Origin of the sequence: Halomicrobium urmianum (assembly GCF_020217425.1) — an archaeon.
Classification (GTDB): Archaea; Halobacteriota; Halobacteria; order Halobacteriales; family Haloarculaceae; genus Halomicrobium; species Halomicrobium urmianum.
Genome location: NZ_CP084090.1, coordinates 175332 through 199079 on the forward strand (window position 1 = coordinate 175332; position 23748 = coordinate 199079).

Below are 23748 nucleotides of genomic sequence, written 5' to 3' on the forward strand. Positions count from 1 at the left end.
CCGATCGACGGTGCTGGCGTCACTCCTCTTCCGGCGGTTCGAACTCGACCAGCGTCAGGTCCCGGCCCAGCGCGCAGTGGTCGTGTGGCGGGTCGCCGACGACCTCCGAGATGCGGTACTCCTCGCCGAAGTCGGCCCCGTCGGGCACGCAGAACTCGTGGCTGGGGCAGTTCGTGTGCGGGCAGGGGCCCTCGAGGGCGGCGTTGCTGCCGGCGAAGGCGGACTTGCCGGCCACGTTGGCTCGAATCGGAGCGGGCTCGACCTCGACCGCGCGGACGCCGCCGTCGTGGACGGCGCAGTCCAGCGTCTGGCCCCCTTCGCGGACGTCGACGACGCGGTACTTCCGGTCCTCGGTGAGGTTCAGGCACTGGTCGCGATAGGGGCACCCCTCGCAGCCGCTGGCCTCGCCGTGGAACACGAACTCCGTCCCGGGCTCGGCGAGGCGGGTCCCGACGAGCGTGACGGTGGTCATGGCCCCGTCTAGGCGTCCTGCGTGATTAAGCGTTGGCTCCCGGGGTCGACCGGTTCCGGCCGTCGGGACGGCTCAGTTATCGCCGTCGCGGTCGGTCAGTTCGTCCAGGCGGTCGAGGTAGTCCTCCCGGGGGACCTGGTAGTAATCGCGGTAGTCGACGCCGCCGGCGTCGAACTCGGCGGCCGCGTCGGTCGCGGCGTCGAGGGCCTCGGCGCGGGTGCGGTAGGAGCCGACCTCCCGGTCGATCTCGGGCTCCAGGTAGAGAGTGACGTACCACGACGAACCGGCTCGCTGTCCGCCGGGGCGTCGGTCCCGCCGCCCGCGGGTGAGGTAGATGGTCGGCATGCACTGCGGCGGGAGGTCGCCGCCGTCGAAGACGTCGGGCCGGTACGCGAGGACGACCTTGTCGGGCTCGTTGCTCCAGACCTGCCACCCCCGGGGCGCGTCGTCGAGGCTCATACGGACCCTGCGTGTGCAGGCGAAAAGAGTCCGACGGTCGGACTCGATAGCTGGCATATAAACGGCGTCGCCAGCGCCGGCGCCGTGGGCCCGCCACATCGCGGGCTGTGCGGGGGTTCTCCCGGACCACGCATGCGGAGATATCCGCCGCTACCTCCGGGTCGGAGAAAGGGTTATACGTTCACAGGCCCCACACAATAAATACTATCGGAAGCAGTTCCGATCCCTGGTATCACCCGCCGGGAGGGGTGTCCCCGCGACCGAGGGTGGTACGTGGAAACACATGGCAACCACCGAGCAACCTGCGCCCGGTCGCCCGGGCGACGCGCCCGCTGGCGCCCGTGCGCGGAGCGTCCGGTGTAGCGGAACTGCACCCGTGGTGTGCGGCGCGACCGCGACTGGCACCGACGCCAGGTCACGACTCGAACCGTCCGTGATAGTATGACAGGCACCAAAGAGACTCTCGAAGAGCTGAGCGCGGAGTACCAGGACGCGATTCCCGCCGACCTCCGAACGACCCACTCGTTCGACTGGTACCTCGAGCAGCTGTACGACGATCCGAGGATCGCACGCAACGCGCACCAGCGCGTTGCCGACATGTTCGACTACTACGGCACGGAGTACGACGAGGACACCGGCGTCGTGGAGTACAAGCTCGCCTCGGAGGACCCGTTACACGACGGCGAGAACACGTTCTACGGGCGCAACATCCACGAGGCGATGCACGAGTTCGTCAACAAGGTGAAGTCGGGGGCCCGCGGACTGGGTCCCGAGAAGCGGATCAAGCTCCTCCTGGGGCCGGTCGGCTCCGGCAAGTCCGACTTCGACCGGCAGGTCCGCCGGTACTTCGAGGACTACACCCAGCGCGAGGAGGGGCGGATGTACACCTTCCGGTGGACGAACCTCTGCGACGTCATCCCGGATCAGGACCCGGCCGACGACGTCGTCCGCTCGCCGATGAACCAGGACCCGCTCGTGCTCCTCCCCCAGGAGCAGCGGGACCGCGTCATCGAGGACGTCAACGAGGAGCTCGACGCGCCCTACACCATCCGCAACGAGCAGGCGCTGGACCCGGCCAGCGAGTTCTACATGGACAGGCTGCTGGCCCACTACGACGACGACCTCCAGGCCGTCCTGAACGACCACGTCGAGGTCGTCCGCCTCGTGGCCGACGAGAACCAGCGCCGCGCCGTCGAGACCTTCGAGCCCAAGGACAAGAAGAACCAAGACGAGACGGAGCTGACCGGCGACGTCAACTACTCGAAGATCGCCATCTACGGCGAGAGCGACCCGCGGGCGTTCGACTACTCCGGGGCGTTCTGTAACGCCAACCGGGGCATCTTCTCCGGCGAGGAGCTGCTGAAGCTCCAGCGGGAGTTCCTCTACGACTTCCTGCACGCGACCCAGGAGCAGACGATCAAGCCCAAGAACAACCCCCGGATCGACATCGACCAGGTGATCGTCGGGCGCACCAACATGCCCGAGTACCGGGACAAGAAGGGCGACGAGAAGATGGAGGCGTTCAACGACCGGACCAAGCGGATCGACTTCCCGTACGTCCTCCAGTACGAGGAGGAGGCCAAGATCTACGAGAAGATGCTGAAAAACGCCGACCTGCCGGACATCCAGGTCGAGCCCCACACCCTAGAGATGGCCGGCCTGTTCGGCGTCCTCACGCGCGTCGAGGAGCCCGACGCCGAGGCAGTCGACCTCCTCCAGAAGGCCAAGGCCTACAACGGCGAGATCGGCGAGGCCGACGACGTCGACGTCAAGAAGCTCCGCGAGGAGGCCGCCGACAAGGCCGACGTCGGTGAGGGCATGAACGGCGTCTCCGCCCGGTTCATCGGCGACGAGATCGCGGAGGCGATCATGGACTCGATGCACCGCGACCGGCAGTTCCTCTCGCCGCTGACCACGTTCAACCACTTCGAGGAGAACTTGGAGAACCACGGCTCCATCGCCGAGGAGGAGTTCGAGACCTACTACCGCTACCTCGAACTCGTCCGCGAGGAGTACAAGGAGCGGGCCATCGAGGACGTGCGCCACGCGCTGGCCTACGACGTCGACGAGATCCAGCGCCAGGGCGAGAAGTACATGGACCACGTGATGGCCTACATCGACGACGACACCGTCGAGGACGAACTCACGGGTCGCGAGCAGGAGCCCGACGAGCAGTTCCTCCGCAGCGTCGAGGAGAAACTGGACCTGCCGGAGGACCGCAAGGACGACTTCCGCCAGGAAGTGAGCAACTGGGTCTCCCGCCGGGCCCGCGAGGGCGACACGTTCAACCCGCAGGACAACGACCGCCTGCGTCGCGCGCTGGAGCGGAAGCTCTGGGAGGACAAGAAGCACAACATCAACTTCTCGGCGCTGGTCTCCAGCGGCGAGATGGACGACGACGAGCGCAACGAGTGGATCGACGCGCTCATCGAGCAGGGCTACTCCGAGGAGGGCGCGAAGGAGGTGCTCGAGTTCGCCGGCGCCGAGGTCGCCAAAAGCGAGATGGAAGACTGATGACAGCCGAGGAGTACATCGACCGCGCCGACGACACGCTCGACCGGACCTACGAGGAGCCGATGCCCCTGTCGGCGTACGTCGAGAGCGTCCTGGAGCAGCCGGAACTGGCCTCCCACGCCGCGAAGTACCTGCTGGACGCCATCGAGGAGGCCGGCACCCGCACCGTTATCGAGGAGGGCGAGGAGAAGGAGCGCTACCGCTTCTTCGACGACCCCCACAACGACGGCGAGCACGCCATCCTCGGCAACACCGAGGTGCTCAACGGGCTCGTCGACGACCTGCGGTCCATCGCCGCCGGCCGCGGCAAGGACGAGAAGATCATCTGGCTCGAGGGGCCGACGGCGACCGGCAAGTCCGAGCTCAAGCGCTGCCTCATCAACGGCCTGCGGGAGTACTCGAAGACGCCCGAGGGCCGGCGCTACACGGTCGAATGGAACGTCGCCGCGGCGGGCTCGGCGGACGCCGGGCTCACCTACGCGGACAACCCGGTCGAGGACGAGGATGACTGGTACGAGAGCCCCGTCCAGGTCCACCCGCTGGCCGTGTTCCCAGAGGAGGTCCGCGAGGAGCTGCTGGCGGAGCTCAACGAGCGCCTCGACGACCACGTCGACGTCCACGTCGAGGGCAAGCTCGACCCCTTCTCCAGGGAGGCCTACGACTACCTCGAGGAGCAGTACCGCCGCGAGGGCGTCGAGGACCTCTTCTCGGCGGTGACGGGGCCCGAGCACCTGCGCGTGAAGAACTTCGTCGTCGACGTCGGGCAGGGCATTGGCGTCCTGCACTCCGAGGACGAGGGCAGCCCCAAGGAGCGGCTCGTCGGCTCGTGGATGCACGGCATGCTCCGCGAACTGGACTCCCGCGGACGGAAGAACCCGCAGGCGTTCAGCTACGACGGGGTCCTCTCGCAGGGCAACGGCCTCCTCACCGTGGTCGAGGACGCCGCCCAGCACGCCGACCTGCTTCAGAAGCTGCTGAACGTGCCCGACGAGGGCCACGTCAAGCTGGACAAGGGCATCGGGATGGACATCGACACCCAGCTGATCATCATCTCCAACCCCGACCTGGAGGCGCGGCTCAACCAGCACGCCGACCGCGAGGGCCAGGACCCGCTGAAGGCGCTGAAGCGACGCCTCGACAAGCGGGAGTTCTCGTACCTGACGAACCTCTCGCTGGAGGCGGAGCTGCTGCGCCGGGAGCTGACCAACGAGACGGCCGTCTGGCAGGCGGACTCCTGGGACGAGATGGAGTCGTGGATCCAGGAGCCGCTGACCGTCCAGGTGCGGGACTCCAGCGCGGCGGTCTCCGACATGGAACTGGCTCCCCACACCGTTGAGGCGGCGGCGCTGTACGCCGTCGCCTCGCGGCTCGACGGCCAGGCGATTCCGGCCGGCCTCGACCTGGTGGACAAGGCCCTGCTGTTCGACCGCGGCTACCTCCAGGAGGGCGACGAGCGCATCGACGTCGAGGACTTCGAGTTCGCCGACGACGCCGACGACGGCGAGGGCGGCATCCCCGTGACCTTCACGCGTGACGTCGTCGCCGACCTGCTCCACGAGGAGCGCGACCGCCACCACCCGGACCTGCCCGTCGAGGACGTCATCATGCCCCGCGACGTGCTCAACGAGATGGCCGAGCGGCTGGACACCGCGCCGGTGTTCTCGCCCGGCGAGGCCGCCGAGTTCGAGGAGCGCGTCGTTCCCGTCAAGAACCACGTCTTCGCCGAGCAGGAGTCGGACGTCCTGGACGCCGTCATGCGCGACAAGCGCGTCGACGTCGAGACCGTCGAGGAGTACATCGAGCACGTCTACGCCTGGGAGTCCGACGAACAGATCGAGAACGAGCGCGGCGAGTACGTCGACCCCGACCCGCTGACGATGAAGGTGTTCGAGGTCGAGCACCTCGGCCGCTTCACCGAGGCCAACTACGACGGCAACGACCCCGACGAGGCCGTCAGGCAGTTCCGGACGGACAAGATCATCACGGCGCTGAACCGCCACGCCTGGCGCCAGCGCGACGACGAGTTCCGCGTCGCCGACGTCAACCCCAAGGAGATCCCCGTCATCGAGACGGTGCTGGGCAGCCACGACTGGGACGACGTCAAGCGGACCTACGAGGACTTCGACCCGCGCCAGTGGGACGACCCGCCCAGCGGCACCGAGACAGCCGACCTCAAGGCCAAGACCGTCCGGAACATGCAGGACATGTTCGACTACAGCGAGGCCTCGGCCGAGCTGACCAGCCGCCACGTCATGAGCCAGGTGAGCTACAGATGGGACTGAGAGACGACCTCGAGCGGTACCGGGAGGTGGGCGAGAACCGCCGCCAGGACCTCGCCGAGTTCATCCAGTACGGCGACCTCGGCCAGAGCCGCCAGGACTCCGTGCAGATCCCGATCAAGATCGTGGACCTGCCGGAGTTCGCCTACGACCAGCGCGACATGGGCGGCGTCGGCCAGGGCCAGGGCGGCCAGCCCGAGCCCGGCCAGCCCGTCGGCGACCCCGAGCCCGGCGACGGCGACGAGGACGGCGACCCCGGCGAGGAGGGCGCGGACCACGAGTACTACGAGATGGATCCCGAGGAGTTCGCCCAGGAGCTGGACGAGCAACTCGGGCTCGACCTCGACCCCAAGGGCAAGACGGTCGTCGAGGAGACGGAGGGCGACTTCACGGACATCACCCGGACCGGTCCCTCGTCGACGCTAGACTTCGAGCGCCTGTTCAAGCAGGGACTCAAGCGCAAGCTGGCGATGGACTTCGACCGGGACTACGTCCGCGAGGCGCTGAAGGTCGACGGCTGGGGTCCCGCCAGCGTCTTCGAGTGGGCCCGCGACGAGGCCATCCCCGTCTCCAAGCCGTGGCTCGACGATGCCTACGAGGAGATCCCCCGCGAGGAGCGCGCCGAGTGGGACAGCATCGAGGAGATGGAGGCCGAGGTCGAGCGGACCGACACCGCCGCTCGCATCCGCCGGGAGGGCGTCGACCAGATCCCCTTCCGCCGCGAGGACGAGCGCTACCGCTACCCCGAGATCGTCGAGGAGCGCGAGAAGAACGTCGTCGTGGTCAACATCCGCGACGTCTCCGGGTCGATGCGCAAGAAGAAGCGGGAACTGGTCGAGCGGACGTTCACCCCGCTCGACTGGTACCTGCAGGGGAAGTACGACAACGCCGAGTTCGTCTACATCGCCCACGACGCGGAGGCCTGGGAGGTCGAACGCGACGATTTCTTCGGCATCCGCAGCGGCGGCGGGACGCGCATCTCCAGCGCCTACGAGGTGGCCGCCCAGCGGCTGGAGGAGGAGTACCCCTGGAGCGACTGGAACCGCTACGTGTTCGCCGCGGGCGACTCCGAGAACTCCAGCAACGACACCGAGGAGCGGGTCATCCCCATGATGGAGGAGATCCCCGCGAACCTCCACGCCTACGTGGAGACCCAGCCCTCCGGCAACGCGATCAACGCCACCCACGCCGAGGAGGTCGAGCGCCACTTCCGCGGGGCCGACGACGTGGCCGTCACCTACGTCTCCAGCCCGGCGGACGTCGTCGACGCGATCTACGAGATCCTCAGCACCGAGGAGGAAGACCAATGAGCACCGACGATCACGTCCGCAAACAGCGGATCGCCGACGGACTCGAAGAGCCGGTCGACGAGGCCGCGAACCTGGCCGAGCGGCTGGGCCTGTCGCCGTACCCGGTCAACTACTGGATCGTCGACTACGACGAGATGAACGAGCTGATCGCCTACGGCGGGTTCCAGCAGCGGTACCCGCACTGGCGCTGGGGGATGAAGTACGACCGCCAACGCAAGCAGGGCCAGTTCCTCGGCGGCAAGGCCTTCGAGATCGTCAACAACGACGACCCCGCCCACGCCTTCCTCCAGGAGTCCAACGAACTGGCCGACCAGAAGGCCGTGATCACCCACGTCGAGGCCCACGCCGACTTCTTCGCCAACAACGAGTGGTTCGGCCTGTTCACCGACCGCGGCGTCGAGCGGGGCGGCGACGGCCGCGGCCCCGACGCCTCCGCGATGCTCGCACGCCACAGCGAGGCCATCGAGGAGTACATGCAGGACCCAGAGATCGACCGCAGCGAGGTCGAGAAGTGGATCGACCACGTCCTCTGCCTGGAGGACAACATCGACCAGCACCAGCCCTACGTCCGGGTCCAGGTCGACGGCGAGGACGGCCGCTCCGACGAGGAACTGGCCGACGTCGCCGACCAGCTCGAGGATCTGGAGCTGTCCGAGGAGGTCCGCCACCAGGTGTTCGACGACGAGTGGCTCGACGCCCAGCGCGACGACGAGGAGGCCGTGACCTTCCCCGAGGAGCCCGAGGAGGACCTGCTGGCCTTCCTCCGCAAACACGGCCGTCAGTACGACGACGAGGCCGGCAAGGCCGTCGAGATGGCGGACTGGCAGCGGGAGATACTGGAGATCCTCCGCCGGGAGTCGTACTACTTCGCCCCCCAGAAGATGACGAAGGTGCTCAACGAGGGCTGGGCCGCCTACTGGGAGTCGATGATGATGGGCGAGGAGAACTTCGCCGGCGACGACGAGTTCCTCCTCTACGCCGAGCACCAGGCCCGGGTGCTGGGCTCGCCCGGCCTCAACCCCTACAAGCTCGGCAAGGAGCTGTGGGAGTACGTCGAGAACTCCGTCAACCGGCGCGAGGTCGTCGAGCGGCTCCTGCGGGTCGAGGGCATCACCTGGCGCAACTTCCAGGACGTGATCGACTTCGAGCGGGTCCAGGAGCTGCTCGAACCGGAACCGCGGCTGGTGGACGTCCCCGGTCACCTGGACGAACTCGACCCGGACGACCCCAGAGTCGACGCGGAGACCCTGGCCACGGCTCGGGACGGCGACGTCGACGTCGAGCAGTACCCCTGGAAGGTGCTGACCTACGACGGGCTGGTCGAGCGCCACTACTCGCTGGTCAAGCCCCAGTACCGCGGGTTCGTCTCCCGGATCAGCCAGAACGAGCTGGAGCGGATCTCCCGGTACATGTTCGACGACGCCCGCTACGACTCGGTCGAGGACGCGGTCGCCGACGTCGACTACGCCCGCGGCTGGGACCGGATGCGCGAGATCCGCGAGAGCCACAACGACGTGACCTTCCTCGACGAGTTCCTCACCCAGGAGTTCGTCGACGAGCACAACTACTTCACCTACGAGTACACCCGCGCGTCCGACGAGTACCGCGCCACCTCGACGGAAGCCGCCGACGTCAAGAAGAAGCTCCTGCTGCAGTTCACCAACTTCGGCAAGCCCACCATCACCGTCGCGGACGGCAACTACCGCAACCGGAACGAGCTACTGTTGACCCACCAGTACAACGGCGTCGTGCTGGACGTGGAGCAGGCCAAGGACACGCTCGAGCGCGTCTTCGAGCTGTGGGGCCGCCCCGTCAACCTACTGACCATCGACAAGGAGTACGACGAACACGACGTCGAGGTCGCCCGCCGGCGCGACCGCGAGCCCGAGCCCGAGGAGGTCGGCAAGCGCCTCCGCTATGACGGCGAGGCGGTCACGGTCGAGCAGGTCGACTGGTCGGCCGTCGAGCACCTCGCGGCCGACGACGTCGACTACGACACGAAGCCCGACGAGTGGCTGGCGTAACCGCCGTTTTTTCCGCTCTCGCCGCGAACGAACGCGCATGTCCACGTTCACCGTCGAGACCGACCGCCGGCTGCAGGTCGTCGACGTGACCGACAGGGTCCGCGAGGCGCTCCCCGACGACGCCGACGGCACGGCGACCGTCTTCTCCCGGCACACCACCGCCGGCGTCGCCGTCAACGAGGCCGAGTCGCGCCTGCTGGGCGACTACGAGGCGATGCTCGCCGACCTGGTGCCCGACGAGGGGTGGGACCACGACGAACTGGACGGCAACGCGGACTCCCACCTGCGCTCGCTGCTCGTGGGCGCGAGCGAGACAGTGCCCGTCAGTGAGGGCGATCTCGGCCTCGGAACCTGGCAGTCGATCCTGCTCGTCGAGTGCGACGGTCCGCGGACCCGGACGGTCGAGGTCCGGTCGTGATACGCGCTCGCCACAGTTCCGTCCGGGTATCGGTCTGACGCGGGACACACCCGGTTGGCTACTAATTGGTATTTAAATTCTTCGTCGGTCTGCGCCGGTGCGCGGTCGACTGGCCGGTATAAAGGGGGCGGAGGACGGTCGTTCGAGTGCGCAGATGCCACCAGCAGACGAGCCCTCCCGGCCGACGCGTCGCGCCCTCCTCAGGGCGGGCGCGGCGGCCGCCGCGACCCTGACGACGAGCGCGGCGGGGTGTACCAGCATCCCGCCGCTCGGCAGCAAACCCTCGTACGGGCGAGTGGACGTCCCCGACGCCGGCCCGCCGGACTACCGGCGGTGGCTCCCGGCGCAGTCGGTCGTCGAGACCGACGACGACTGGCTGATCACCTACGCCGAGCCCGGTCCGTTCGACGGCCCAGTCCCCGAGGAGTTCGTGGCTCGCAGGGGCTTCACGATCGCCGAACTGGACTACTTCGGGATCGGATACGAGCGTTACGACCGACTCGTCAACACCAACCTCGCGACGGTGATCGAGGCCGAGTTCGCCGCCGGCGAGGTCGCGTCGACGCTCGCGGAGACCGGCTACGAACCGGACGGGTCCTACCGCGACTACGACCTGTACGCCCGGTCGGACGTATCGCGACGGGCGGCGGTCCGCGACGGCGCGATCGTCTGGACGAGCGCCGAACACCACCGCGCGGCGAATCTGGAGGCGACCGTCGACGCGGGGCGCGGCGACGTCGAGCGGTACCACGAGGCCGACGACGCCTTCGCGGCGGTCACCGACGCGGTCGGCGCAAGCCGAATGCTATTCGTCGGCGGCGGCCACCCCGGACTTGTCACCGAGCGCGCGGAGATGGGCGCGGACGCCTTCAGGATCAGCGACGCCGCGTATCAGGTCCTGATCGAGCGGTATCCCGAGGGGCGGACCATCTCCGCGGAGCGGATCAGGCGCGTCCTCGAGGACCAGCCGCACGAACTCACGTCCAAGGCGGAGACGCCCGACGTCGCGGTCGACGGCCGCCACGCCACGGTCGAGGCGCGCGTCCCGCTGGCGCCGGACCGCGACCGCGATCCGATCCGCGATCCGCCGCAGGTCACCTGGGGCGGCTCCTTCGACGCCGAGGCGCGGACCGTGACGATCCGCCACGAGGCCGGCGAGGCGGTCGACGCCGACCTGCTGTGGTACGACGTCGACTCGACCGACGACTACGGCGAGATCGAGAAGACACCGCTCTGGACCGGTGGTGGCGCTGTCGAACCGGGCGACGAGGCGACGATCGACCTGAGCGACAGCCCGGACGCAGCGGGCGTGCAACTGGAGTACGGCACCGAGGGTATCGGCTCGCTCACCCTGTTCCACTATCCGCTGGAGGGGAGCAGATGAGCGCGATCGCGCGCCCGAACGGGGTCTGTCCGGACGCCTCGCGACTTCGGCCGGCCGAGAGCAAGTTATTTCCCCCACGTATGACAGAGGACGCTGTGAGCGAGGACGCCGACCTTGCCGACGTCGTCGCGCTGCTGGACGACGAGCACGTCCGGTCGATCCTCGTCGCGACGAGCGCGGAACCGCTGTCGGCGAAGGAACTGGCCGATCGCTGCGACCTCTCGGTGTCCTCGATCTACCGGCGGGTCGACGACCTGCGCGACCTGAATCTCCTCGAGGAGCGCACCCGGCCCCGCAGCGACGGCCACCACGAGACCGTGTACGTCTCCGCGCTCGACCGGTTCGAGCTGACGATCAGCGACGGGGTGCTGGACTGGACGGTCGACCGGGCCGGCGACGACGTCGCCGACGAGCTCTCCAGAATGTGGGGGAACTTCTGAGATGATCGGGTTCACCTCGGCCGTCGGCCTCGCGGCCGGCGCCGCGGCGACCGGGTCGGCCCTCGTCGGCCTCTACATCGGCGGCCACGCCTACCGCGGCCTGCGTCGCAACGACGACCCCTCGATGCGGTACCTCTCGATCGGGATGATCCTCCTGTTCGGAGTCACCTACATCACGGCGCTCGTCGGCCAGGGGCTCATCACCTTCCGGGTCGTCCCGGTCCGCTACCAGAACGTGTTCCGCCTCCTGGTCCGGGTCCTCCAGCTGACCGGGCTCGTCACGATCGCGTACTCGCTGCGCGTCGCGACCCGGGAGTGATCCGACCCCGGCCGCTCCGCTGACGTTCCCGTCGCTCGGTCCCCGTTGACGTTCCCCTCCACTCCCCTCGCCCGCTGACGCCCTCCACGCCCATCGCCCCGCTGACGTTCCCCTCCACTCCCCTCGCCCGCTGACGCTTCCATCCACCCTCCGCGGCGTCGCCGGCACCGTCGGGCGTCGCCGCCCCCTCCGTGGCTTCCATCCGCCGCGTCGCCGCTCACTCCCCGTAGATCCGATCCAGCGCGTCGGCGTGCTCCCCCCGAATCGCCCCGCGGCGCTTCTTCAGCGACGGCGTGAGCAGGCCGTTCTCCGGAGTCCACGGGCCGGCGACGAGGGCGAACTCGCGGACCTTCGCCGGCCGGTCGAGGTCGGCGTTGACGTCGGCGACTGCCTCGCCGACCCACTCGCGGACGCGCTCGTCGCGACACAGCGCCGCGCGGTCGTCGGGCAGGGCCAGCCCCTCGCGCTCGCCCCACCGCCGGGCCGCCGCGGCGTTGGGGACGATCAGCGCGCCGACGCTGCTGCGGCCGTCGCCGACGAGCATGGTCTGGTCGATCCGGTCGCTCGTCGCGAGCGCGTCCTCGACCGGCCGGGGTGCGACGTTCTTCCCCGTCGAGAGCACGAGCAGGTCGGTCAGTCGGTCGTGGAAGACCAGGTAGTCGTCCGCGGTCCGCTCGATGAGGTCGCCCGTGTGGAGCCAGGCGCCGCCATCGTTCCCCTCTGAATCACGGCTGGCCGGCCCGCCGTCGGACTCGACGGTCGCCGCGACGGCTGGAGCCTCGTCGGTGAACGCCTCGGCTGTGGCCTCCGGGCGGTTCCAGTAGCCGTCGGTGACGTTCGGGCCGCGGACGAGCAGCTCGCCCACCTCGCCGTCGGCGTCGAAGTCGTCGGCGTCGACGACCGACGCGTCGATCCGGACGTCGACACCGGGGACCGGCGGCCCCAGCGTCCCCGGGCGGACGTCGTCGGGCGGGTTGACCGAGACGACCGGGGACGCCTCGGTGAGGCCGTACCCCTCCAGAATCGGCACGCCCATCCCGACGTAGGTCTCGCAGAGGGCTTTCGGGAGGCTCCCGCCGCCGCTGATCATGAACTCGAGGTCGCCGCCCAGCGCCTCGCGCACGTCGCCGTAGACCAGGCGGTCGGCGACGGCGCGGCGGGCCCGCAGCCACGGCCCGGGGTCGTCGGCTCGCGCCCACTCGCGGGCGACGTCGACCGCCCACGAGAAGACCCGCTCGCCCAGCGGCGACTCGCCGGCCCGCTCGCGCATCCCGTCCAAGAGGCGCTCGTAGAGGCGGGGGACGCTCGCGCCGGCGTTCGGTCGGATCGCGGCGAGGTCGTCGGCGAACGTCGCCGGCGACTCCGCGTAGCCCACCGTCGCGCCGGCACCGAACATCAGGAAGTGACCCACGAGGCGCTCGAAGACGTGCGCCAGCGGCAGAACGGAGATCGTCGTCGTGTCGGCCGAGAGCGCAGGGGTGTCAGGACCGCGGTCGGCGTCGGGCCCGAGTCGGCGGTACATCTGGTCGACGTTGGCCCGGAAGTTGCGGTGCGTGAGCCGCACGCCCTTGGGCTCGCCCGTCGTCCCCGACGTGTACACGAGGCTGGCCAGGTCCGAGGGGTCCCGCTCCGCGAGCCAGGACTGGTAGGTCGCCTCGTCGTAGGCCGCCTCGCCGCGCTCGTAGACGTCCGCCAGCGTCCTCTCGTCTCCGTCGACGTCGTCCATCGCCACGGCGAGCTCGACCGGCAGGTCGTCCTCGACCGCGCGGACCCGCTCCAGCTGCTCGGCGCCGCCGACCACGACGCCGCTCGCGCCGGGATCGGCCAGCAGGTGTCGCACCTGCTCCGTCGAGGCGCCCGTGTAGACGGTCGTCACGACCGCGCCGGCGGCCAGCAGGGCGAAGTCGGTCAGCGCCCACTCCATGCGTGTGTCCGCGTAGATAGCCATCCGGTCACCGGGCTCGACGCCCAGGTCGCGGAAGCCGGCCGCCAGCCGGCGGACGACCGACCGCGCATCCTCGTAGGTGAGCGCCCCGTACTCGCCCCGGAGCGGCCGCTCGATCGCGGTCCCGGTCAGCGAGCGACCGCCGACGCCCTTGTACAGCTGCGCGGCGCGGCCGGCCGCCCGGTCAGCGCTCGCCTCGAACAGCTCCGGAATCGTCCCGTCGGGGGCCGCGGGCGCGCCCTCGCCCTGGTCGCTGGGCTCGGCATCTGACATGTTGGGTAGCTAGGCGGACGGCCGTGAAATACGTGGGGGAACGGCGGTCGCCGCCCGGACGGGCGCCGCCGGCGGGACGACACGTCGTCGCCTCGGCCCGCGCCGACAGACTCGCTGTGCTCGTCTGTCGAGCCTGGCCTCACACAGTTCGGCCGGACGCCGGGAGACTCCCGCTGGTCGTCTCCCGAGCCCTGACTCGCTACGCTCGTCAGGACGCCGCTGGAGCACAGCTCCAGCGAGCCCACGCTCGCTACGCTCGCGTGGACGCCAGCAGATTCAACAGTCGGTGCTCCCTCCAACGAACGGGAGCGATCAGTATGTCGGCGACGTCGATCGGAATCGGGCTCGCGACGGTCGCGACGGTCGCGGTGGCGATCCAGAGCCTCGCGGTCCGGCTCGGGACGCGGACGCGGACGGTCACCGACGTCGTCGCCGTCATCTTCGCGATTAACCTGGCGGTGCTGGTCCCGGCGACGACGATTCTCTACGGCGACGACCTCGGGCTCACGCCGATGTCGACCGCCGCCTTCGCCGCCGGAGGCATCCTGGGGTCGCTGCTGGCCCGGTTCGCGCTCTTCGTCGGAATCGAGCGGCTGGGCGCCAGCAGGGCGGAGCCGCTGAAGTCGACGTTCCCGCTGGTGGCCGTCGTCGGCGCCGTCGTCTGGCTCCGGGAGTCGCTGACGCCGTCGCTGATCGCCGGCGTCGCCCTCCTCGTCGGCGGCGCCGTGGCGGTGTCCTGGGACGCCCGCGCGAGCCCCGCGACCGCGGCCGGACGACGGGCGCTGGCCGACCTCCGCTTCCCGCTGGCCGCGGCCCTGGTGCTGGGGATCGACCCCATCTTCACCGCGGTCGGGCTCGGTGCGGGGACGCCGTCGCTCGTCGGCGTGACCGTCCGCGTCCTCGCGGCGGCCGCCGCGTTCGGGCTCTACCTCGGCTGGCGCCGGCTCCGCAGCGGGCGACGCCTCCGGGTCGGCCGCAATCGGTGGCTCGCCCTCGCCGGGCTGGCCAACACGGTGTACCTCGGGGCGTACCTCGCCGCGCTCGACCGGGCGCCCGTCTCCGTGGTCGCGCCGATTCTCGGGGCGAGTCCGCTGGTCGTCCTCGTCGGATCGGCCCTCTTCGTCCAGAGCGAGGAGCGGGTGACCGTCCGGCTGGGCGCGGCGGTCGCCGTGCTCGTCGTGGGCGTCGTCCTCGTCCTGCGCGGATAGGGGAGTCCGCCCCGTTCGCGAGGGGACCGGCGACGGCCCACGGGGCGTGGACCCACGTCGCGTAAACTGCGCTATGGTCGGAGCCGTCCGGCTTCCCGTCGCGCACGCGGACGAACGCCAGCGGTGATGCAGCAGAACGGCGCCGGGGGCGACGGAGACGAGGGAGGACGGCGACGCACTCAGAACTCGGGCAACTCGCCGAAGTTGTCGGCGGCCGTTTCGGTGCCGTCGGTCCTGAGGTAGGGGTCGTCGCCGGCGTTCACGAGGGTCACGTCGCCGCCGCGATGGAACCGGTCCTCGCGTTCGATTGCCGTACAGTAGTCGTACCCGAGGCGGATCAACTCGATCGCGGCGGATCGGTCGACAGTCGCCGGTGGCGAGAGCCGCTCGCCGTCGTCGGTGTGGCGCCGCAGCGCGGCGACGTGGTCGCCGTCATCGGCGTAGCGGACGCCGGTGATCACGAAGTCGGCCCAGGTCCCGGTCATCGGTCCAGCAGTCCCTCCAGTCGCTCCAGCAACTGCGCTCGCTCTTTGGGGCCGACGGTCGTCTCACCGTCAGACGTCGCCGCCGCGCGCTCGGCCTCGACGCCCACTGTGTCCGTGAAGCCGAACAGACCCTTCGTCGAGTGGCCCCCGACGGCACCGACGAGGCGCTCGCTGCTGTCCATCCCCATCGCGGCGGCGGCGGACCCGTCGCCGATCTGGAAGATCGTGGTCGTCTCTCGGCCGGCCCCGCCGTCGCTGACCGCCTGCCCGCCGCTCCGCCCGGGTGCGATTCCGGATCGGGTCTCGCTGAACCCGCGGACGTCGACGCCCGTTCCGGGCCCGCCCGTGGGGTGGCCGTAGTCCGGCGCGGTCAGCGCGTCGATCATGTCCACGACGACCTGCTCGGCGCCGACGGGCGGCGCCTGGCCGCGCGCCTCGCGCGGGACCTGTCGGGCGACGGCGGCGACGCTCTCCGGGCCCATCGGACAGACGGTCCCGAGGAAGGCGCCGAACGTGCCGCCGGAGTCGGCGGCGAGGCTGGCCGACTCCCTGTGAGGGCTGGGGTCGGTGTACCCGCCGCCGCGACAGCCGCCACTCATGCCGTCGATGCGGCCGAACGGGAGGCGACCGCCCCGCTCGCGGCCCTCGCCCTCCCCACCTTCGCCCCTGCCCTCGCCGCGGTCGCCCTCTCCGCCTCGCCCCTCGCCGTCGCCGCCCTCCCGCGGCAGTCCGCCGCCGGACGGACCCATCGTGCCGCCCCCGCCGCCGTCGGCCGGCGTGGTCCCCGCTTCGCCCGCCCCGCCGGGCTCGCTGTCCCCGCCGTCGCTCCCCTCGCCGTCGGTGCCACCGTCCGATCCGCCGCTCGGTTCCTCCCCGCCGGAGCCGGGCTGTCCGTCGCCGCCCGACTCGCCGTCTCCAGTGGATTCCCCGTCGCCGGTCGACTCGCCGTCCCCCGTCGATTCCCCGTCGCCGGTCGACTCTCCGTCGCCGGACGTTGGGTCGCTCGCCGGGTCCTCTTCGTACTGCTCTTCCTGTGACTCACCGGCCGACTCGCCCCTGTCCTCGTAGACGAAGACGATCTTGCCGGGCGTGTTCTCGTCCTCCGTGTTGTTGACGTGGACGCGCCGGTCGGCGTCGCCCGACGGGTTCTCGTCGACCCGCTCCACGTGACCGCTCGGCGTCGAGTCGCCGGGCTGGGCCTCGCCCCAGTCGGTCGTGCCGCCGCCCTCGCTCTGGCGCGCGCCGTCGTTCATCATCCGCCCGCGTCCGGTCCCGCGGTCGAACCCCAGCGTGAAGCCGCCGCCGTCGGAGAGCATCCCCGAGACGGGGACGCGGCCACCGCCGGACTCGAACTGCCGGCCGCGCTCGCCGCCGAAGCCGAAGCCGCCGGGGCCGAGTCCCCGTCCGCGGTCGGGTCCGATTCCGCGCCTGCCGTCAGCGCCGACCCCGCGCCTGCCGTCGCCGGCGCGACCGGGGCGATCCCGACCGAACCCGAGCATGTCGACGTACTGGCGGTACACGCCGAGGCCCGCGTCGGCGAAGCGGGTGCTGAGCGTGAAGTTCTGGACGTTGTACCCGAACATGACGCCGGCGCGCTCGCGGCGGGGATCGACGCCCCAGGCGTTCGCGTGATCGCCGAAGTGGTCGAACAGCGGCGCCACGGTCCGACCGACCCAGCGCTCGAAGACGCCGCCGTCCGCCCAGTCGGGCGGGCCCACGAAGTCGCCGCGGCCGACGTCCAGGCGCTCCTCGTCGAAGGCCTCGACGACGTCCAGTAGTTCGCGATACACGTCCCCGGGCCTGGCCTCCTCGAGCGACGCGGCGTCGGCGTCGTTGGCCAGCGCCTCCTTCAGGGCCTCCGCCGACTCAGTAACGGCCTTCTGCTCGCCCAGGTAGTACAGTTCGCCGTCGTATCGGGCGTAGACCCCCTCCTCGATCGCCCCGTAGTCGAGCGTCGGGGCCTCGAGGATCGACTCCTCCCAGGTTTCGTTCTGCCGGTGGGCGAAGTCGTACGAGGACGGTTCGCCGTCCTCGAACTCCTCGACGACGGCCTCCCGCCGGTCCGAGAGGTCGACGCGCTCGCTCCCGACGTGGACCGGGAGGACGTACACCTTCCCCCGGAACTTCAGGACGATCAGGAAGAGCACGTCCTCGTCGGGGTCGAGCAGCGTGTCGCCGCCGACGCCGACGTCGACGACCCGGCGGATCCGCCGGCCGTCGTACTCGAGGACGACCTCGTGGCGGCCGTACTCGTCGGCCTCGTACTCGAAGACGTCGCCCTCGGCGGCGGCCTCGCCGTCGACCCGCCAGGTCGCCGCGGCGTCGGCCCGCTCGTCGAAGAACTGCGGCCGTCGGAAGGTCGCCGACTCGCCGCCGCGCAGCCAGAACCGGTACTGGTCGGGCCGGTTCCGGAACCCGCCAGTCCAGCCTTCCCGGGTGTCGGCGTCCCGCTTCCCCTCGTCGGTCGCTCCGCTCTTCCCCGCCGACTCGTCGGATTTCTCCCGGCCGCCGTCCGCGACGACCCGGACGGCCCGGGCCGTAACGCCGGAGTGCGACAGCGCTTCCGCGAGCGTCTGTGCCTGCGCTTCGTCGAGACCCGCGGCCAGCACCTGCGCTCCGTCGTCCGCCGCGAGTCCAGTTCCCTCGCCGTCCGATGCGTCCCGTGCCACGTCCCGTCGCCCCGCACCACCCGTCGATCGGTCCGCGCCGCCTGTCGCGTCTGACACGACGTGATAGGTGTGCGCCATCGTGTGACGAGCACCGCCGTCGGCGCTCGTTTGGACCTCCCGATGGCCGGGCGATAGTTCTATCTGCCCGGTAGTTCCGGATTGGCGGCCACTGCGATTCCTCTCGAAGCACCGACGGCACCGTCACGGACGCTCAGCGCTCTCGCGCGCCGTTCGGCGTGCGCTGCGGACCGGTCGGCTCCCGCCGCCCGACGCCCGCTCGGAGTTCCGGGAGCGTCCACGAGAGCGTCGCCTCGCGCAGCGACACCGAGACAGTGGGGGAACCGGCTCCCCCGGCGGCGGACTGCCGGAGTCGCTCGGCGAGGCCCGTTCCGACGCCCGCGACCGACTCGAGACGGTCCGAATCGGCGGCGAGGACGTCCGCGAGCGTCTCGAAGCCTGCCGATCGGAGCGCCTCCGCCCGCTCCCGCCCGACGTCGTCGACGCGCTCGAAGGCGGCGCCGGCCCGGGCCGCCTCGGCGGGCACGTCCACGCGGAACCGATAGCTCCCGTCACCGCGGTCGACCACTTCGCCCGCGCTTCCGGCATCGACGGCGACGGAGACCTCGTCCGCGAGGGCCGGACCGAGCAGGTTGTCGACCTGGTCCCGCGGCGTCACGCGGACCCGCAGCGACTCGGCGTCGCCCACCGATCGCTCGTCGACCACCTCGGCCGTCGTCCGGGCGGGCGAGGGGCGCGAGACCGCCGCGAGCGTTGCCCGGCACTCGCGAGTGAGCGTCCGGCCCTGGCGCTCGTACTCGACGACCGCGTGAACGTCGTAGGCACCCTCCGCTCGCAACGGGTCGAGATGGGCGCTCACGGGCGTCTCAGCGCCCTCGCCCGCTTCGACGTCCGGCCGCGTCGTGGTCCGCTCGCGAAACCGGGGGTCTCGCCGCACCGCCTCGGCCAGTTCGCCGCGGATCCCGTCCGCCGCGTAGTCCTCCGACGGATCCCGGTCCGGGTCGAGTCGGTCGAACGCCGCGTCGTACAGGCGCACCGCCGCGTCAGCGCTGGCGTCGTCTGCCGCGTCGAGGGCCTCCAGGGACTCGGAGAACGCCGTGCGGTCGACGCGTTCGTCGCCGACGACGGACCCGTCGGGATTCGATCCGTCGCCAACGCCGTCGTCGGGTCCGTCGCCGTCGTCGACGCCCTCGCCAGCGAGCAGGTCCGCGTACAGCTCCCCGCGGCTGTGGACCGGTCGCTCGACGGCGACGTCGACGGCGTCGGGCGCGACCGCGGCCCCCTCCTCCGTCAGTTCGAGGTCGAGGCGCGCCGGGTTCCCCGTCGCGTCCGCGTCGCGGTGGACCGAGCAATCGACGCCGAGATCGGAGTCCACGATGACGGACACCCCGGCCGTGATCTGCCGTCCGGGGCTCGATCGATTGCGGACTACGAGCGCCCAGTCGCCCGCGTGCGCGCCGCCCGCGGCCGCCAGCGGCAGGTCGACGCGGTAGAACTGCGATGTCGCCGTTCCGCCCTGCCGGACGCCCGCGGCGCTCCCGGCGAACGTCGGATCCACGAGCGTCCCGTCCGGCGCCCGGAGGCCGACGTCGACACTCGCCTGCGGGTCGTCCCAGTAGGCCGCGAACGTCGCGGCGTGGTCGACCTCGCCCAGCGTGGCCGCGACGTCCACGCCGTCCCCGGCGTCCACGTCGTACGTCGGGTCGACGGCGACGTACTCCCCGATCGCGTCGGCAAGGATCTCGAGGAAGAACTTCTGGAGGCGGAGCCACCGCTCCTCGGTGAGGTGGAACGAGCCGTCCTCTGGCGCCTCCTCGTCGGCGGACTGGCCGGCGAGCTTCGAGAGGACGGGGAGGTCGACCTCCGATCCGAGGCCCAGGCCGACCGTGTGGACGGCGAATCCCGACAGCGTCGACAGGTCCACGCCGCGCTGCTCGTCGGCGGGCAGGACGTACGGCGGCTCGTTCTCCATGCCGTCGCTGACGACGACCAGGACTCGCCTGACGTCGTCCCCGTCGCTCCCGAACTCCGAGCGCGCGGTGACGACGCCGTCGCCGATGGAGGTGGTCCCGCCCGGCGACAGCGAGCGGATCGCGCGCTTCGCCGCACGCCGGGTGTTCCGCGGGGACTCGGTGACCGCCTCGAGCGGGTGGACGACGGCGGCGCTGTCGTCGAACCCGACGACGGTCAGCTCGTCGCCGACGCCCGCACGCAGCAGGTCCACGAACGTGTCGGCGGCGCGCTGGAGGGCCGCCATCTTCGACTGGCCGCCCGCCGGCTGGCGCATGCTCCCGGAGCGGTCGAGCACCAGTCCCGCCTCGACCGGCGTCGGTTCGACGCCGCGGCCGAGCAGGACGACGGACGCCGCGCTTCCGGGGCCGTCGTGATCGATGCGCAGTTCGCCGGACGAGACCGCGACGTCAGTCGGGCCGAAGGCCACCTCGACCCGTTCGCTGTCGCCGGGCGGCACCGTCGCCGACGCGGTCCGGGCGTCGAAACCGTCACCGGTCGCGGTGACGTTCGTCACCGAGAGCGGCGCGCCGCCGTCGTTGTGGACGGTCACGGCGGCCCGGAGCGTGTAGCCGACCTCGACGGCGCCGAAATCGAGCGTCGACTCCTCGACGCGCGCACTCGGACCGCCGGCGGCGGCGTACTCGTGGACCGCGCCCCGGCTGACGTCGGCGACGTACGCCGATCCGCCGCCGACGGCGATCCCGTGTCCGGCTCCGAACTGGCCGGAGCGGCCGAACGACTCGGCGTGGGCGCCGCTCGCGTCGAACTCCTGGACGCGGCGGTTGCCGTCGTCGACGACGTACAGGTGGTCCGACGCGTCGACGGCGAGACCGACCGGATCACGGAACTCGCCGTCGCGACTCCCGGTGCCGCCCAGCGGTCCGCTGGACCCGCCGTGGACCGTGACGACGTCCCCGGATCGGTCCGAGACGTACACGGTGCCCGCACCGTCGACGGCGATGCCGCTCGCGTCGCCCCAGCTCCCGCCGGTGACCGCCTCCGACGCCGATCCCGACGCGCCGTCGACTCGCACGACCCTGTCGTTCCCGGCGTCGAGGACGTACCAGTCGCCGCCCCGCCACGTCAGCGCGGTCGGGTCGGCGAGCTCGGTCCCCGCAAACGTCCCGCGGGTCCCGCCGAGGAACCCACCGTCGTAGCCGTACGCGTCGGCCGCGGCGTCGTAGGAATACCGGTCGAGTTCGACGTTACCGGCGTCGAGGACGACGAGGTTCCCGTCGCCGTCGACGGCGACGTCCATCGGGACCGACAGTCCCTCGGTCGAGGAGTCCGTCCCGTAGCTACCGATCGTCTCCGTCGTCGGCGACGACGCCGTCGCGTCGAAGTGGGCGACGTGGTGGCCCGCGCCGTCGGCGATCAGGAGCCTGTCCCGCGGGTCGTCGAAGGCGAGGCCGAACGGGCGCTGCAGGTCGCCCGTCGCGACCGTCCGCACGAACGCGTGGGTGGAACTCATTGGTAGAGCCAGGATCTGGTCGGGTTGTGACAGCACTGTGCGACGTCGGCCCAGGCCGGACGGAGGGTGATCGGCGTCTCGACGGTCGCGCTGCCGCCGTTGCTGTTGACGAACTTCGCGACGCCGGCCTGGAGCCCACGCCACAGGACGTCGCCGACCCCGTAGCCTATCGACGGGTGGTCGGTGTAGAGAGTCCTGTCCGCGGCGCGCGTGTAGAACGTGTAGGTGCCCCGGTCGTTCTTGAAGATGCCCCACTCCCGGTTGCCGCTGACGGGGTGGGCCAACACCGGGTAGCCGTCGACCGCGGAGGTGGTGTAGGTCGTCGAGAACCGCCAGTGGGTGGCGTCGTAGGCGGTACAGACCACCGTGGCGTTATCCGGGCCCGTCAGGTCCAGGAAGATGAAGGCACCGACCGGCGACGAGGAGTGCCAGGTCCAGCGGTGACGCGCGTTCCAGGGGGTGAACGTCGTCGGGGCGAACGAGATCGCGGAGATCTCCTGCAGGTAATTGATGTTCAGGCGGACGTACTCGACGAGGTCGGACGGCGTGAACGTCTGTCCCTGCACCGTCGGGAACGCGTCGATCCGGACGGGGTAGTAGTCGAGGTTGACCGGGCCGATGGCGTCCTCGATCGGCTGGAACCGCCCCGACGAGACGTCCGGGTCGTTGTGCAGGCCTCGCTGGACGGACGCGGGGGGCCGGAAGCTCACGAGGTCCGCCCAGAACTGGAAGGGGTCCAGGTACAGGGCCTTCTCCTCCGTGGTGGACGTCGAGTACCCGTCGACCGTCAACAGGCCGAAGTCGCGCGCTCCGACGACGCTGAGGGAGACGTCGTACGGCCCGGGCTCGGTTCGCAGTCCGTCGACGTCGTAGAGGTGCCAGGTGAACTGGCCTCGTCGCGGCGGCTTCCCGCGCGTGACGTCTTCGTACACCGGCGCGCGACCGGGCCGCTCCAAGTGACGGACCAGCAGTTCCAGCATGAAGAAGCCGTACTGCTGCTCTAACTCCCGGTAGAGGTCCGGACCGATCTCGTACTCTATTCGGACCCGGTCGTCAGTCGGCCGCTCGACGTGGGCCTGGCGGTCGCTCGTCGGAGAGAGCACGCTGACTCCGCCGGCCCCGGCCGACTCGCCGATCGCGATCGTCGCGTCGTCCTCGTCTCGCCCACGGTTCCCGTAGTAGGTCGACACGTCGTCGTCGGTGACCTCGAGTTTGAACCGGTAGGTGCCGCGCGCCCCCGGCGGGACCGTCGCGCCCTTCGGGACCGCCGTCACCCGCGCACCGCTCCCCGTCGAGACCCGCTTCGCCATCGACTGCACGAACCCGCGGTTCGCGCTCCGCGTCAGATCGACGGTGGGGCCGTCGATCAGGAACCAGCGATAGTTGAGCGACGCCCCGGGGTCCGGGTCCGTCGTCCCGCTGCCGTCGAGTTCAGCCGCCTGCTGCAGCGACCCGTCCGACACCGACACCTCGGCGTCCGCCCCGGCGTCCGCCTCGGGGTCGTGGTTGAGCAGGTAAGTGAACACGCGCGACCAGTCCCAGGTCGAGTGGGAGTCGTCCAGCTCGTCGCCGGCGCCGAACCGGACGTGGAGGCGCCGCTGGTTCGGGTCGCGCGTGAAGCGCTCCCAGACGCGGGGCGGCAACCGGACCCGCGCCACCTCGTAGCGGGAGTACCCGCTCGCGTCCGCGAGGTCGAGCGGGTAGAAGTTCGCCGCCGAGCGGCCGAACGGCTGGGAGAACAGCGACCTGTCGAGGGCCCACTGAACGGCGTAGAACAGCGGCGACGGTAGCCGCTCGAACCGCTCACCGCCCTGCACGAGGGAGATGTCCAGTTCCGGCGGTGGCTCGTCGACGTGCCTAATCCAGTCGGCCATCGGTCTCACCCGGCCGGTTCTCGTGCTTCCGCGCGGCTACCGCGCCGCGCGTACTCGCTTTCGGTCGCGTCCGCCTCGCCATGGCGTCTTTCGAATCGTCGCTCGGGGAGGATAGCGGTTTCAACGACCTGGTGGCGACAGCGCGCCCACATGCGGTGCGTTATCATCTATCT

16 protein-coding genes are annotated in these 23748 nt (G+C 70.6%); 9 read left to right on the forward strand and 7 right to left on the reverse strand.

Annotated features, from left to right (window positions below):
• Positions 1-19 precede the first annotated feature (19 nt).
• The gene (locus LCY71_RS00895) at positions 20-472 is read right to left on the reverse strand and encodes a UPF0179 family protein (RefSeq protein ID WP_225334486.1); all 453 of its coding nucleotides are present in this window, start codon (positions 470-472) and stop codon (positions 20-22) included.
• 72 nt (positions 473-544) lie between these two features.
• Entirely contained in the window at positions 545-931 is a 387-nt protein-coding gene (locus tag LCY71_RS00900) for a DUF5820 family protein (RefSeq protein ID WP_225334487.1), read from the reverse strand.
• A gap of 441 nt (positions 932-1372) precedes the next feature.
• Between LCY71_RS00900 and LCY71_RS00905 the strand changes: the two genes are divergently transcribed.
• The 8 genes from LCY71_RS00905 to LCY71_RS00940 all read left to right on the forward strand — a co-directional run bounded on the left by LCY71_RS00905 (position 1373) and on the right by LCY71_RS00940 (position 11619).
• A complete protein-coding gene (locus LCY71_RS00905; RefSeq protein ID WP_225334488.1) occupies positions 1373-3445 on the forward strand; it encodes a PrkA family serine protein kinase in 2073 nt (690 codons plus the stop codon).
• Positions 3445-5727: a PrkA family serine protein kinase gene (locus LCY71_RS00910; protein WP_225334489.1), complete on the forward strand. Its 2283-nt coding sequence runs from the start codon at positions 3445-3447 to the stop codon at positions 5725-5727. The genes LCY71_RS00905 and LCY71_RS00910 overlap by 1 nt, the downstream gene beginning before the upstream one ends.
• Positions 5718-7034 (forward strand): YeaH/YhbH family protein, encoded by a 1317-nt coding sequence (locus LCY71_RS00915; RefSeq protein ID WP_225334490.1) that lies wholly within the window; start codon positions 5718-5720, stop codon positions 7032-7034. Before LCY71_RS00910 ends, LCY71_RS00915 begins: the two co-directional genes overlap by 10 nt.
• Entirely contained in the window at positions 7031-9058 is a 2028-nt protein-coding gene (locus LCY71_RS00920) for a SpoVR family protein (RefSeq protein WP_225334491.1), read from the forward strand. The genes LCY71_RS00915 and LCY71_RS00920 overlap by 4 nt, the downstream gene beginning before the upstream one ends.
• 37 nt (positions 9059-9095) lie before the next feature.
• Complete coding sequence (locus LCY71_RS00925; protein WP_225334492.1) at positions 9096-9476, forward strand: secondary thiamine-phosphate synthase enzyme YjbQ; 381 nt, start codon at positions 9096-9098, stop codon at positions 9474-9476.
• Between the two features lie 154 nt (positions 9477-9630).
• A complete protein-coding gene (locus tag LCY71_RS00930) occupies positions 9631-10860 on the forward strand; it encodes a hypothetical protein (protein WP_225334493.1) in 1230 nt (409 codons plus the stop codon).
• Between the two features lie 80 nt (positions 10861-10940).
• The gene (locus LCY71_RS00935; RefSeq protein ID WP_225334494.1) at positions 10941-11300 is read left to right on the forward strand and encodes a winged helix-turn-helix domain-containing protein; all 360 of its coding nucleotides are present in this window, start codon (positions 10941-10943) and stop codon (positions 11298-11300) included.
• A 1-nt stretch (position 11301) separates the two neighbouring features.
• Positions 11302-11619, forward strand: a complete 318-nt coding sequence (locus tag LCY71_RS00940; RefSeq protein ID WP_225334495.1) for a DUF7521 family protein — start codon at positions 11302-11304, stop codon at positions 11617-11619.
• A 217-nt stretch (positions 11620-11836) separates the two neighbouring features.
• Here LCY71_RS00940 and LCY71_RS00945 read toward each other — a convergent pair whose 3' ends face one another.
• Positions 11837-13837, reverse strand: coding sequence for an AMP-dependent synthetase/ligase (locus tag LCY71_RS00945; protein WP_225334496.1), 2001 nt, complete (start codon positions 13835-13837; stop codon positions 11837-11839).
• Between the two features lie 317 nt (positions 13838-14154).
• Here LCY71_RS00945 and LCY71_RS00950 point away from each other — a divergent pair, with 317 nt between their 5' ends.
• Complete coding sequence (locus LCY71_RS00950; RefSeq protein WP_225334497.1) at positions 14155-15045, forward strand: DMT family transporter; 891 nt, start codon at positions 14155-14157, stop codon at positions 15043-15045.
• A 179-nt stretch (positions 15046-15224) separates the two neighbouring features.
• Here the strand turns inward: LCY71_RS00950 and LCY71_RS00955 are convergent, their stop codons facing one another.
• From LCY71_RS00955 to LCY71_RS00970, 4 genes are all read right to left on the reverse strand, one after another.
• Positions 15225-15530, reverse strand: a complete 306-nt coding sequence (locus LCY71_RS00955) for a DUF3892 domain-containing protein (RefSeq protein WP_225334498.1) — start codon at positions 15528-15530, stop codon at positions 15225-15227.
• Entirely contained in the window at positions 15527-18199 is a 2673-nt protein-coding gene (locus tag LCY71_RS00960; protein WP_225334499.1) for a hypothetical protein, read from the reverse strand. Before LCY71_RS00960 ends, LCY71_RS00955 begins: the two co-directional genes overlap by 4 nt.
• A gap of 211 nt (positions 18200-18410) precedes the next feature.
• Positions 18411-21701 (reverse strand): VWA domain-containing protein, encoded by a 3291-nt coding sequence (locus LCY71_RS00965; protein ID WP_225334500.1) that lies wholly within the window; start codon positions 21699-21701, stop codon positions 18411-18413.
• Entirely contained in the window at positions 21698-23575 is a 1878-nt protein-coding gene (locus LCY71_RS00970) for a PKD domain-containing protein (protein WP_225334501.1), read from the reverse strand. Before LCY71_RS00970 ends, LCY71_RS00965 begins: the two co-directional genes overlap by 4 nt.
• Positions 23576-23748: the final 173 nt, after the last annotated feature.

What these genes read in the sequence shown, in the direction of transcription:
- LCY71_RS00920 (WP_225334491.1), top strand. Translation starts at nt 7,031, where the DNA reads ATGAGCACCGACGATCACGTCCGCAAACAGCGGATCGCCGACGGACTC.
- LCY71_RS00965 (WP_225334500.1), bottom strand. Translation starts at nt 21,701, where the DNA reads ATGAGTTCCACCCACGCGTTCGTGCGGACGGTCGCGACGGGCGACCTG.
- LCY71_RS00940 (WP_225334495.1), top strand. Translation starts at nt 11,302, where the DNA reads ATGATCGGGTTCACCTCGGCCGTCGGCCTCGCGGCCGGCGCCGCGGCG.
- LCY71_RS00955 (WP_225334498.1), bottom strand. Translation starts at nt 15,530, where the DNA reads ATGACCGGGACCTGGGCCGACTTCGTGATCACCGGCGTCCGCTACGCC.
- LCY71_RS00950 (WP_225334497.1), top strand. Translation starts at nt 14,155, where the DNA reads ATGTCGGCGACGTCGATCGGAATCGGGCTCGCGACGGTCGCGACGGTC.
- LCY71_RS00945 (WP_225334496.1), bottom strand. Translation starts at nt 13,837, where the DNA reads ATGTCAGATGCCGAGCCCAGCGACCAGGGCGAGGGCGCGCCCGCGGCC.
- LCY71_RS00930 (WP_225334493.1), top strand. Translation starts at nt 9,631, where the DNA reads ATGCCACCAGCAGACGAGCCCTCCCGGCCGACGCGTCGCGCCCTCCTC.
- LCY71_RS00895 (WP_225334486.1), bottom strand. Translation starts at nt 472, where the DNA reads ATGACCACCGTCACGCTCGTCGGGACCCGCCTCGCCGAGCCCGGGACG.
- LCY71_RS00915 (WP_225334490.1), top strand. Translation starts at nt 5,718, where the DNA reads ATGGGACTGAGAGACGACCTCGAGCGGTACCGGGAGGTGGGCGAGAAC.
- LCY71_RS00970 (WP_225334501.1), bottom strand. Translation starts at nt 23,575, where the DNA reads ATGGCCGACTGGATTAGGCACGTCGACGAGCCACCGCCGGAACTGGAC.
- LCY71_RS00925 (WP_225334492.1), top strand. Translation starts at nt 9,096, where the DNA reads ATGTCCACGTTCACCGTCGAGACCGACCGCCGGCTGCAGGTCGTCGAC.
- LCY71_RS00910 (WP_225334489.1), top strand. Translation starts at nt 3,445, where the DNA reads ATGACAGCCGAGGAGTACATCGACCGCGCCGACGACACGCTCGACCGG.
- LCY71_RS00900 (WP_225334487.1), bottom strand. Translation starts at nt 931, where the DNA reads ATGAGCCTCGACGACGCGCCCCGGGGGTGGCAGGTCTGGAGCAACGAG.
- LCY71_RS00905 (WP_225334488.1), top strand. Translation starts at nt 1,373, where the DNA reads ATGACAGGCACCAAAGAGACTCTCGAAGAGCTGAGCGCGGAGTACCAG.
- LCY71_RS00935 (WP_225334494.1), top strand. Translation starts at nt 10,941, where the DNA reads ATGACAGAGGACGCTGTGAGCGAGGACGCCGACCTTGCCGACGTCGTC.